General features: G+C 44.8%; 10 protein-coding genes. 8 read left to right on the top strand and 2 right to left on the bottom strand.

Features of this window, described 5'->3' with window-relative positions; translation table 11 throughout:
* The first annotated feature begins 59 nt into the window (after positions 1-59).
* Positions 60-965: a DUF6492 family protein gene (locus tag KO501_RS13805; RefSeq protein ID WP_216030251.1), complete on the top strand. Its 906-nt coding sequence runs from the start codon at positions 60-62 to the stop codon at positions 963-965.
* A gap of 1 nt (position 966) precedes the next feature.
* On the opposite strand, the gene KO501_RS13800 is transcribed toward KO501_RS13805, so the two are convergent.
* Positions 967-1,485 carry a YgjV family protein gene (locus KO501_RS13800; protein WP_216030250.1) on the bottom strand — a complete coding sequence of 173 codons (519 nt, stop codon included), beginning with the start codon at positions 1,483-1,485 and terminating at the stop codon, positions 967-969.
* Positions 1,486-1,927: 442 nt separating this feature from the next.
* Between KO501_RS13800 and KO501_RS13795 the strand changes: the two genes are divergently transcribed.
* The gene (locus KO501_RS13795) at positions 1,928-5,095 is read left to right on the top strand and encodes an EAL domain-containing protein (RefSeq protein ID WP_216030249.1); all 3,168 of its coding nucleotides are present in this window, start codon (positions 1,928-1,930) and stop codon (positions 5,093-5,095) included.
* 77 nt (positions 5,096-5,172) lie between these two features.
* The gene (locus KO501_RS13790) at positions 5,173-5,886 is read left to right on the top strand and encodes a DUF1499 domain-containing protein (RefSeq protein WP_216030248.1); all 714 of its coding nucleotides are present in this window, start codon (positions 5,173-5,175) and stop codon (positions 5,884-5,886) included.
* 76 nt (positions 5,887-5,962) lie between these two features.
* Here the strand turns inward: KO501_RS13790 and KO501_RS13785 are convergent, their stop codons facing one another.
* Entirely contained in the window at positions 5,963-6,433 is a 471-nt protein-coding gene (locus KO501_RS13785; protein WP_216030247.1) for a DUF3718 domain-containing protein, read from the bottom strand.
* 320 nt (positions 6,434-6,753) lie between these two features.
* On the opposite strand from KO501_RS13785, the gene KO501_RS13780 reads away from it, so the two are divergent.
* The 5 genes from KO501_RS13780 (at position 6,754) to KO501_RS13760 (ending at position 11,960) form a co-directional block, all read left to right on the top strand.
* A complete protein-coding gene (locus KO501_RS13780; RefSeq protein ID WP_216030246.1) occupies positions 6,754-7,992 on the top strand; it encodes a hypothetical protein in 1,239 nt (412 codons plus the stop codon).
* Between the two features lie 140 nt (positions 7,993-8,132).
* Positions 8,133-9,329 (top strand): YjgN family protein, encoded by a 1,197-nt coding sequence (locus tag KO501_RS13775; RefSeq protein WP_216030245.1) that lies wholly within the window; start codon positions 8,133-8,135, stop codon positions 9,327-9,329.
* Positions 9,330-9,334: 5 nt separating this feature from the next.
* Positions 9,335-10,366: a M48 family metallopeptidase gene (locus tag KO501_RS18590; RefSeq protein WP_216030244.1), complete on the top strand. Its 1,032-nt coding sequence runs from the start codon at positions 9,335-9,337 to the stop codon at positions 10,364-10,366.
* A 122-nt stretch (positions 10,367-10,488) separates the two neighbouring features.
* Positions 10,489-11,349 carry a glutathione-dependent disulfide-bond oxidoreductase gene (yghU, locus tag KO501_RS13765; protein WP_216030243.1) on the top strand — a complete coding sequence of 287 codons (861 nt, stop codon included), beginning with the start codon at positions 10,489-10,491 and terminating at the stop codon, positions 11,347-11,349.
* 140 nt (positions 11,350-11,489) lie between these two features.
* Positions 11,490-11,960 carry a hypothetical protein gene (locus KO501_RS13760; protein WP_216030242.1) on the top strand — a complete coding sequence of 157 codons (471 nt, stop codon included), beginning with the start codon at positions 11,490-11,492 and terminating at the stop codon, positions 11,958-11,960.
* The last annotated feature ends 15 nt before the right edge of the window (positions 11,961-11,975 follow it).

Below are 11,975 nucleotides of genomic sequence, written 5' to 3'. Positions count from 1 at the left end.
TATTGAAATAAATACGGTTTCGATGTGTAATTAGGTTATCAAGACAGTGGAGCGGATGCATGTCCTTAAGTGCAGTATTACCCTTGCGGGCGGAAGGAAGTTATAACGTTAATGATTTAGGCCGCGCGGCAATATTGTTTAAAACATTAATGGCATTTAACGCCACTGAGGTGTTAAAAGAAATCCTGGTAATTTGTCCCGACAACGAAGTCGATATTATTCAAGCGCAACTTCAGCCTTGGGAAAAGCTAGCTATTCGCGTACTCAGTGAAGATGCCGTGTTACCGGAACTTGCACATCACCCCAAGGTACGAGGCTGGCGCAAGCAGCAGTTGATTAAATTAGGCGCTTACAAATACGTACAAACACCTTATTATCTTACCCTGGATGCCGATGCGATTTGTTTACGCCCCTTGACCACATCATTGTTGTTGCCCGACAACAAAGCCCTTATACAATATGAAGACAGAGCACTGCATCCAAAATGGTGGAAGTCGTCGGCGCGTATTTTAAAAATGTCCGATAAGGTAGGGGATAGTTCGGTTGGCATGTCTGTCACGCCGGCAATAATGGCCCGGGATATCAGCGAGGCTACCACCCAGGAAATAGCCGCAAATTTGCGGGGTAAAGGCTCATGGGTGGATAAAATGTGCAGATTACATAACCCGACATCTCCCTCGAACTGGACGTTATATCGCCAGCGCCGAGGGCGTTGGACCGAGTATTCTTTGTACTACCTGTGTGCCCAAAAGTTAGGCTTGCTTGATAAATATCACGTTACTGCTAATTCTGCTGCCTATCCCCAACAGTTATTGATCCATGATTCCCATCCCTTTGAACAATGGGTTCCACAACAGAGTTTTTCCCCGAATGGCACCGGGTTATTTTGTGTTGTTAACAGTAGTATGCGCATCGATACGGACACCGTATGGGAAAAAATCTCGCCTTTCGTCCCCAGTGTTTGAGCTAAATAGGATCTGCCGATAACCCTCGTTTTAGCTTTAACCAATACCAAGAATTTGACAGAGCAAACAACATTTCTGTCACTGCGAGCCCCCACGTTTGGGTGAGCAGTCCGTAGATCATAAAGTTTGTCGAGCCCACAATCATGCAAATGCGTAACCCTGATTCTTTACAGTAGAGCTCTCCAAAACGATATGCCATAAAGGTAAACACAGGCATCAGTGACAACATACCAGTTTGATGGGTGGTCACATTTATGGCCATGACAATGGCGGTCATAATAAACAGGCTAATATAGGTGGCTTGTGTCGATAATAGCTTCTGCTTTACCAGTCGGTACGTGGTGCTTAGCCCTGCTATTGTGATCACCACGGCTCCTCCCCATGCCTGTTCATAGGCCAATAATGATGCAATAGAAACACACAGAGCTAAATTTAATAGCAGAAGTTTTTTTTCGGTATTAGACCAAAAGGACATAATCGCACACAACACGGGAAACCCATGAAGCAAAAACTCAAACATTTTGGCAAGCCTTTATAGTAAAAAAACAGGGTATGAGAATGGCGCGGATTGTAGTGTTAAATAGTGGGGATGCCAATGCAATTTTTGCCAATATATCCTCGCAATAATTAAATTTTAAATTATGCTAAAGGGTAATTTAATGATAGGTAAAAAATTAAGGACTATACTATTAATATAACGTTTCATTTTATAAAAAAGAGAGTGCAAAAAATTTATACAAATGTCACAATTGTCATATTGCGGTTTTTGGGTAAAACATTGAGCTGTATCAATAAAATAGAAGCGTTTTAGGCAAGCAGAGACTTTCGATACAAGGGCGTTTGCTTTACCATGCACGCCATTGCTAAACCGACTGTATTTCTTAAAAAACGTTCATAGTTAGAACTAATTCGTCTGGTGCCTCGGGCTATCAGCATTACCCAGCGTGCACAGGTAAATGACATTGTTTAGAACACTTCAATCCAGATTAACCCTACTTATACTTATTGTGGCCGTTCCTGGGTTGGGCGGGCTAATTTACGAATCTGTCACAGAACGTCAAAATGCCATTGAACTGGCACGAAGCAAAGCGGTGAATACCGTAGAACTTACTACCGACTTCCAAGCCTTTCTTATTGAAGAAACCGAGCTGTTTTTACGTAATCTTGTGTCTTTTGATGAAGTGCGTGCTACCGAACCTGCCCAATGCAGTCAGTTTCTGCAAAATATACTTAAAATTAATACCCGCTATGTGAACCTCGGGGTACCGCTGGTATCTGGGGAGTTGCTGTGTAATGCCATGCCGTTGCATACGCCAATTAATGTGTCTGATAGACCGTATATCCGCCAAGCTATCGAAGAAAAAACGTTTTCTGTGGGGGAGTACCAGGTTGATAGGGTTACCGGATTAGCCAGTGTGAATTTTGCTTACCCTGTCATTCGACCGTCAGATAACGAAGTGATCGCGGTGGCGGTGGCGGTGGTCTCGTTGGAATGGTGGAGTGAGTTTCTTTCCAAGTCTAGCTTACCATCCGGAGCGAACGCATATATTACCGATAGAGATCAAAAAATCATCGCCAGTTATCCTGCTGATTTAAGCATTTTAGGTGTGCGATTAAGTCGCATTGAAACCGGTCTGAAGTTACCTGAGAAGGGGCCAAATCGTGGTTCGCCAGAGCCTTTTATTTCGAAAATGAATGGCCATGTTTTTGTTACCCGCCCCCTTTTGCAAAACAGTGACAATATTAATATTACCGTTAGTATTCCATTTGAAGCCGAGCTGTTTGCGATTAATTCACGGCTAGTGAAAGCCGCGATTGTGCTTGCTATTTTAGTCATTGTTATGTTGTTTATTGCCCGATGGGGAATTCAGCGTACATTGTTGAAACCGTTGAAGAGTTTACTTAAATCCACCGCAGATTTAGAGCAAGGGAAAGACGTCGAAGAAATAAAACAGCGTGGGGCACAGGAGCTGGTCGAGCTGCAACGTCGTTTTAATTCAATGGCGAAAACTCGGCTTAATGCTGAACGACAACTCATCGAAAGTCAGTCATCGTTACAAGAAAGTGAAAGGGAATTATCCGGGCATATTGAAAATACGCCGTTAGGCTGTATTACCTGGGATTGCCACATGATATGTACCAAATGGAATCGTTCTGCTTCACGGATTTTTGGTTATTCTGCCGAAGAAGCAATAGGAAAGTCAGCCACTGAGCTTATTCTTTTGCCCGAATTAACGGTTTCTTTGTCTAAGGTGTTTCGACAAATTGTCAACAATCGTACGGGACACCGCAAAACTAACGATAATAAAACCAAAAGTGGTCGTGTTATTACCTGTGAATGGTATAGCACGCCCATTGTCAATGCCGCTGGTGATGATGTGGTGGGTGTGACCTCTTTAGTGCAGGATGTAACCAATAACAAAGCCCTTGAAGAGCGATTAAAATTGGTGGGTAGTGTTTTCTCCCACGCCCGAGAGGGAATTTTCATCACCAATAATAAAGCCCGAATCATTGAAGTGAACGATACTTTTATCACGATCACCGGATTCAGTCGCGATGAGGTAATAGGGAAAAACCCCAGTGTACTTAAATCCAATTTGCAGACTGACAGCTTTTATAAAAATCTTTGGTCGTCGTTATTAGAAAAAGGGTATTGGTCTGGTGAAATATGGAATAAGCGAAAAAATGGTGATGTTTATGCTCAGCTACTCACTATTAGTGTGGTGAAGGACGAGCAAGATAACATTAAAAACTACATTGCTATTTTCAGTGATATTTCTGACGCCAAAGAACAGCAAAGTAAGCTGGAAAAAATGGCCCACTATGATGTGTTGACGAACTTACCTAATCGAACACTTTTGGCACAGCGTTTAGAGCATTCCCTCACCGAAGGCAGACTGAAACAAAAGTATGTTGCTGTAGCACTACTCGATTTAGATGGTTTTAAAGAGGTAAACGATGAATATGGTCATGACGTGGGTGACCGCTTACTATTGGTCTTGGCGGGTCGCTTAAAAGAGGCGTTACGCGAATGTGATACCTTGTCCCGTTTCGGTGGGGATGAGTTTGTGGCGGTATTGGCGAATCTCACAGAGGCTAAAGATGCCGACGTGATTATCAAGTCGTTGCTTAAAGTGGCCTCAGAGCCGGTTTGTATTGATACGTTTACCATTAAGTTGTCGGCCAGTATTGGCGTGACCTTGTACCCGAAAGATCATACCGATGCAGACCAATTAATTCGCCATGCTGATCAAGCCATGTATCTGGCCAAACAAAAAGGTAAAAACTGTTTTCATCTGTTTGATATCGATACTGAGGATGCTATTAAAGCCCGGCATGAGCGGCTAGCAAGAATCGAACAAGCATTGCAAAACCGTGAGTTTAAATTACATTACCAGCCAAAAGTAAATATGCGTACCGGTGAAATCATTGGGGCCGAGGCACTCATTCGCTGGCAGCACCCAGAAAAAGGCCTTCTTTCTCCGGCCTTGTTTTTACCCATAGTGGAAAATCATCAACTGAGTATCGATATTGATGAGTGGGTTATTGAAGAGTCTATTGCGCAAATGGAACGCTGGAAGCAGCGGGGAATTCACTTGCCAGTCAGTGTGAATATTGGCGCCAAACAAATTCAGCAGCCTCATTTTATTACTGGGCTTAAAGCCCGCTTAGCCCGCTCGCCAAACATGAGCCCCGGTTCATTGCAGCTTGAAATGCTAGAAACCAGTAAGCTGGATGATTTAAAACGGGTGGCTGATATTATGAATGAATGCGTACAATTAGGAGTGAGTTTTGCCATTGACGATTTTGGTACGGGCTATTCTTCATTAACCTACTTGCGACGTTTACCTGCAACCATGATTAAAATTGACCAAACCTTTGTGCGTGACATGCTTGAAGATGCCGACGACAAAGCGATTGTTAAAGGGGTCATCGCACTGGCGGTTTCCTTTAACCGGAATGTCATTGCCGAAGGTGTCGAAAGTGTTAAGCACGGTGAAATCTTGATGGATATGGGCTGCGATCTAGCGCAGGGATATGGTATCGCCAAGCCGATGCCTGCAGAGCAGATCTCTGATTGGGTGGCCAAGTGGAATAATGGCGCACATTGGAAGCAGAATTTTAGCTAAAACAGATTCTTATTTCGCGTCCCCGTTTTATTTCTGGCATGATTGTTAAAATAATTTTGTTGTAAGGAATAAAAATTGTGAATGCCCTTGTTGTTGTCGTCGCTTTTGTGGCCTTGTTGATGGTGCTATTGCCTGGTCCGTTGTACAAGTTTGAACTCGTTGAGCTTGGCCCTGCTTTTACCTGTCTAAGGTGGGGGGTTTGCGTGGGTATTGCTGCCTTTGTATTACTTATTGTACAAAGTATTTTCATGCGTAAAACCATGCGCGCAGGTGCAGTTATCGGTACCTTGATCAGTGTGCTTGTTTCTGTGGGGATCCCCTTACATTTAATGCAAACGGCCCGTTCGGTGCCGCCTATACATGATATCACCACTGATTTAACCACACCGCCTTCTTTTGCCGGGGTACTGCAGGCTCGCAGTGGTGCGCCAAATCCTCCCGGGTATCCTGGGGAAGAAACAGCCCGTCAGCAAGTAGAAGCCTATCCTGATATTAAACCTCAGTTATTCAACACAGATAGCGCGACGGTATTTGCAGCCGCTCAGGATGTGATTGATGATCTTAATTGGCAGCCAGTGACACAAAATACGCGGCCCAATACCTTAGAGGCAACGCATACTTCGTTCTGGTTTGGTTTTAAAGACGATATTATTGTGCGATTAACTCAGCAGGGTACACAAACCAAAGTGGATGTGCGTAGTAAATCGCGAGTAGGGCGAAGTGATTTAGGCGCCAATGCCCAACGTATAAAAGCGTTTCAAAAAGCGTTACAAGAACAACTCGATTTATAACAACAAAAAAGCCGTTAGTTGAATCGCCATATTGTCTGTGGCGCATTCACTAACGGCTTTTGATATATGGTCTTGCTTATTCTTCGGCAGCGGCGCGAACAATCACGTTATCAGTTTGATACTGACGGGCAAACGCAGTGATATCTCTGTGGTTACAGATAATCGCTTCCCCTTGTAAGTTATGTTTTTCAAGGGCCTTATCGGCACCCATGCGGGTCGCATCAATACATGCCTGAGAGGCAGCATCTTCATCTTTCGCTACTAATGCAATAACACTGGAATGTGCCGTTACGGTGTGACTTGAATACTGATCAGAAAACGCTCTAAGGCTCATGCCGTTACAAGACACCGAGGCTGCGAATTCTGAGAACGCAACACCCTGTTGACGTACTAGTTTTCGGGCTGCAGTAAAGCCTTCTTGAGCAGCGGTTAGGCAAGCTTGAGTTTCAAGGTTGTCATTAACGGGCTTTAGGATCACATTTTGTGCAAAAGCCTGCACAGATGAAACTGAAAGAGTAAGTGCTAAGGCGAAGGTCGAAAGTTTCATAATGTTTCCTTGAAAGTGTAATAAAACAAGATTTCTCTGTGTTGATGCGTTTATTATGACCAAAATTTACAGAAAATAAAGCTAAAACTGTAATTAAATTACAGAAAGTGTGTATTTAATGGTGTTTTTACCTACAGGCTGAAAGTTTGTTACATTTTGTTATCCTAATGCCAAGGTTGTTAGCAAATCCAACACTGCTGTTACGCTGTATAATGTTTAATCAGTCCTTTACGAGCGACGAATGAACGCAGCACCATTCTTTTATGGTTAATGTTGCTTTACGATGTCTGTTCAAAAAACACGTTTAACGGGGAAGTAAAATGCCACAGGGTTTAGAACAAAAGACAAAAGCGTTCACCACGGCACTATTCTTTTATCTGGTCGCGGGAATATGTCAGGCAGAAGATAAGGGCAGTGCGCAGGCAGCCATGACCGCTCCTTCATTAGTAGATGTGGAATTTTACCCAGTTGCAAAAGCCAAGCATCCGGTACCGCAATTTAAAGTCGCACCAGGATGGCCAAGCCTACCGGCCGATTGGCTAATCGGACAGGTGCCCGGGTTGGCAGTAGACGCACAAGATAACGTATGGCTACTTCACCGGCCCAACTCGTTAAATAAGCTTGATTTGGGGCTGACCGGAAAGATTGGCCTTTGCTGTAAAGCCGCCCCCCATGTTTTGCAGTTTTCACCCCAAGGGCGATTGCTGAATGCTTGGGGTGGACCCGAGATCGCTCCTTCATTGGCGGGTGTCAATCAATGGCCGCAAAATGTGCACGGTTTGTACGTGGATGATGACAATACGGTGTGGTTAGGTGGCAATGGTGACGGCGACCATGTGGTATTAAATTTTAATGCCCAGGGGGAATTTATTAAGCAGTTTGGCCAGCGCGGGGAAACCGACGGTAATAATAGTGAGGCATATTTAGGTAATCCCGCTGATGTCTTTCACAATAGCAGCGAAAACCGAGTATTCATTGCCGACGGTTATATTAATAAACGTATTGCCAGTTACCATACTACCGACAATCACTTTGATCAGGTTTGGGGGGCGTATGGCAATAGTCCAAGAGGTGGTACACGCTCAGGGTCTTTTGATGTCTCTCAAGCCACCGCAAATGCTGACAGTACAAGTGTTGAAGCAGAGAATTTTGGGGATATCGTCCATTGTGTTACCCAATCAAGTGATGGGCGTATATATGTGTGCGACCGGCGAAATAATCGAATTCAAATTTTCTCACTTAATGATGATGGCAAAGTAACCTTCGTGAAGGATTTGGTCATCGCTGGGGAAACGGGGGGGTTAGGCACTGCCTCAGATATCGCCTTTTCACCGGACAACCGCTATATGTATGTGGCAGACATGATGAATGGCCGTATTTGGATTTTATGGCATCAAACGTACGAAGTGCTGGGTAGTTTTGGACGGCCAGGTCGTTATGCCGGGCAATTTACGTGGTTGCACAGCGTGGTAGCAGATAGCCAAGGAAATCTTTATACCTCTGAAGTCAGCACGGGGCGAAGGGTGCAAAAATTTGTTTTAACTGGCTTCAATGAATAACGGTTACTTAAGACGAGTTAGCGTGGAGTAAGGTGGGCAGAAATAAGTTGCCGCTTTATTTAGTTTTCAGTATGTTCAGCATTGGATATGTTAATGCGCTTATTAACATGGGTATGGAGCAGTAAAAGGAATTTGTGAACATGGATGCCCCCACACAATATGAAAATTATTCATTTTCTGAATTAAAAGAAGCAAGACGTACCATTGATGCAACCCGTTACCCCGAACGGGCCGCAGAGTTAGATAAACGGATAGCGGCATTTTCTGCCCTGGAAAATCCAACCCTGCCTGTTGAAGATAAACCCGTTGCTGGCGCTGCGTTAACGTTTCATGGCAAAACCGGCGAGTACTTCTCTATTTGGATCGTCAACTTGCTGCTTAGTATTGTCACCCTAGGTGTTTTTTCGGCGTGGGCAAAGGTAAGAACTTACCGCTATTTTTATGGTAACACCGAGATCGACGGACATCGGTTTACCTATTTGGCAACCCCATTGCAAATCCTCAAGGGTCGCATTCTAGCGGTATGTCTATTCGCGAGTTACTTTATTTTAAGTACCATACATCCCATAGCTGGCTTGGTCGTGGCTGTACTCTTAGCTGGGTTTACGCCCGTGTTGGTGGTATTGAGTTATCGCTTTAAGTTGCGTATGACAGCCTATCGCCACGTGCGCTTCCATTTTAATGGCAGTATTAAGCAGGCCTTTGTGGTGTTTCTTTTACTGCCTATTGCCAGTGTATTTACCCTTTATACTATCTTGCCCATCGTATTTCAGAAAATTGATGAATACCTTATCGACGGCAGTGGCTATGGAAATCGTCAGTTTTCTTCGCGCTTAAGCACGGCCGAATATTATGGCACCAGCTTAGGGGCTGTGGGGATCGCCATGGGTATTTTTATGGTGGGAGGCATCGCGGCGACGGTGGCGGCCGTTGTTGTGGCCAGTGAAGGCGGTGAGCAGGCGATGGTCAGTATTCTAACGGCGGGCTTTTTGGGTCTTTATGGATTGGCTTATATCATAGCCTCAGGGTTTTATTCTGCTCGCATCCGAAACCATATATTTGCACGAACAAAGCTAGGTAATGTGGCGCAATTTTCTTCAAACGTAAGGGTCTCATCTCTTATCTGGCTTCGTTTTTCCAATATCCTAGCGATTATTTGCAGCCTGGGGTTTGCTATTCCTTGGGTACTGATCCGCACCGCGCATTTTTATGCGAATGCGACTTATGTTGAAATTTTACCGGGCATTGATGAGGTGGTGGCTGATGATCGTAATGCTGCGGGGGCATTAGGTGAAGAAGCGGTAACATTATTTGATGTTGATGTGGCATTAGGGTAGTTGCTGTGACGGTGTCAAAAGGCTTTCTGTATCACGCAACAGGTGGACCGGTGGTGCCGGTTTGCTGTGCGATTAAGAATAATCAGTTGGTTATTTTTGATGAACACGACAACAAGGTGATATATCGGTATTCCTCGGCAAGTTGCGAGGCCGAGTCTAAGCTTGCTAGTTTACCAAGAGAGATTCATCTACCCCACGGCGATAAAGTGGTGTGTTCTGCTTTTGCCGCCTTAGATGAGTGGTTGGCGCCTAAAAAAGGCGCCTCCTTATTTGCATTAGAAACCCAGCGCAAATGGTTAGTGGCGAGTTTGTTGTTAGTGCCGCTAAGCTTGTACGGCCTCTTTGGCTATTTATTGCCCTGGTCTGCAGTATACTTTGCCGCTTATGTGCCCCATAGCATAAAGCAAATTGCCTCTGAGCAAACCTTAAAAGCGTTAGATTACTCGTTGCTTGAACCCTCGTCACTCTCGGCTGCGGAGCAACAGCGCATACAGGTTCATTTTAGCCAGGTACTGGCCAATATCCATACTCAGCACGACCCCTTCACCATTTTGTTTCGCCAAGGTAACGCCATGGGACCCAATGCGTTTGCATTGCCCGATGGGACCATTGTATTTACCGATGAGATTATTTTATTGGTCGATAAGCAGCAAGACCTCCTAGATGCCATACTTCTGCATGAAATTGGTCATGTTGAACACAACCACGCAATGCAATTGGTGGCAGAATCTCTTTTTACCACCGTCATTATTAGTACTTATTTTGGTGATGTAAGCGGTGCGCTGGATTTGTTTATGGGAGTAGGTAGCACCGTGGTGCACAATCAGTTTTCTCAAAAGCATGAATGGGAAGCAGACAATTACGCCATTAGTCAGCTTCATCAGTTGTCCAGAGAGCCGGATACCTTTGCCCAAGCCATGAAGAAATTAGCGACACTGATGCCTACAACAAATGAAAACCTATCACAGTGGTTTTCGACTCACCCTCATATTGACGCGCGTATTGATAATGCCAGCAAAGTACCAGAAACCCCTTAGTTTGCAGACCGTTTACCGTTTCACGGCGTGATTGGTCGTACATTGGTAACGGGCCTCTTGACATTTTATCTTCCAAACCTACATGTACGTTATGTAATTAAATGGTTTACTAGAGGATTATTATGACTGACGACAAACATTACACGCCCCCCGAGATTTGGACAACGCCAGAAGACGATGGCAACCAATGGGCAAGTATCAACCGGCCCGTTTCGGGGGCAACCCACGAAAAAGCACGCCCGGTTGGTGAACATGGCTTACAACTTTATTCCTTGGCTACACCTAATGGTCAAAAAGTGACCATCTTGTTGGAAGAGTTACTGGCAGCGGGGATCACCGAAGCCGAGTATGATGCTTGGTTAATTAACATAGGCGAGGGCGATCAGTTTTCTTCAGGGTTTGTTGAGGTTAATCCTAATTCCAAGATCCCCGCATTAGTGGATCGCACCACCACACCTGAAACGAAATTGTTTGAGTCAGGTTCCATTCTTCATTATTTAGCTGAAAAATTTGATGCCTTCATTCCCAAAGCGCCCCATGCAAAAGTGGCGTGTTATAACTGGTTATTTTGGCAAATGGGATCGGCGCCTTATTTAGGCGGAGGGTTTGGACACTTTTATCATTATGCGCCGTACCCAATGGAATACCCCATTAATCGTTTTAGCATGGAAATTAAACGTCAGTTAGATGTGCTAGACAAGCACTTAGCCGAAAATACCTATATGGCCGGTGATGAGTACAGTATTGCTGATATTGCTATTTGGCCTTGGTACGGCAACTTGGTGATTAATAATTCTTACAACGCGGCTACGTTTCTTCAGGTTCACGAGTACACCCATCTGGTGGCTTGGGCGGAAAAAATCGCTCAGCGTCCTGCGGTAAAACGAGGACGCATTGTTAACCGTACCAGTGGCGACGAAGGCTTTTTGGAAAACCGGCATAGTGCGAAGGATATTGATGATGCGCTCAAGGCGGCGAGTTAATGTGTTTTAGCAGGTAATTGCTTAAGTATTGTTAAGGTTTACTAAAACCTTACAAATAGGAACGAAACTATCGGCGTTAATCGTCCTTCTAACTGAAGAATGATTAACGCTCAGTTTCGGACCCAGAAGACGAAAAATATATGAAAAAAACTTTCCTGCTACCCTTATGTGTTACACCGGTGCTTTTGCTAAGCGGGTGTGCCAGCAAACCCGATAAACCACCGAAAGAACAGCCATTGTTTGTTACGAACATTAAACCCGATGGGTCTAAAATGTTTAGTTTCAGTGTGGCAATGCGGGCTGAAAAACAAGGCAGAGATGGCGGCGGTCGCGGCAGAGAATCTGGCGGTGGGGGCCGTGGTGGTCGAGGCGGCAAGGGTGCACCACCAGAGCGTGATGGCCAAGACTCCCAAGGTCGCAGCGATGAGGATAGAATCGAGAAGATATATGAAGCCCTCGATCTCAAGTTGGGTGAAACCGGTTATTGCCGAGAGGGGTATATTGAAATAGATACATATGAAACCGAAACACGGTTTAATATACTCGGAGAGTGTAACGATTCTGCCACTAATGAAGACAAGGCGCTGTTTATTAACGACTATGGGTATTAGTGGTGGCGGTGAGAC

It is taken from the genome of Alteromonas sp. C1M14, assembly GCF_018860965.1.
Taxonomy (GTDB): Bacteria; Pseudomonadota; Gammaproteobacteria; order Enterobacterales; family Alteromonadaceae; genus Alteromonas.
This window is presented reverse-complemented; position numbering and strand designations above follow the sequence as displayed.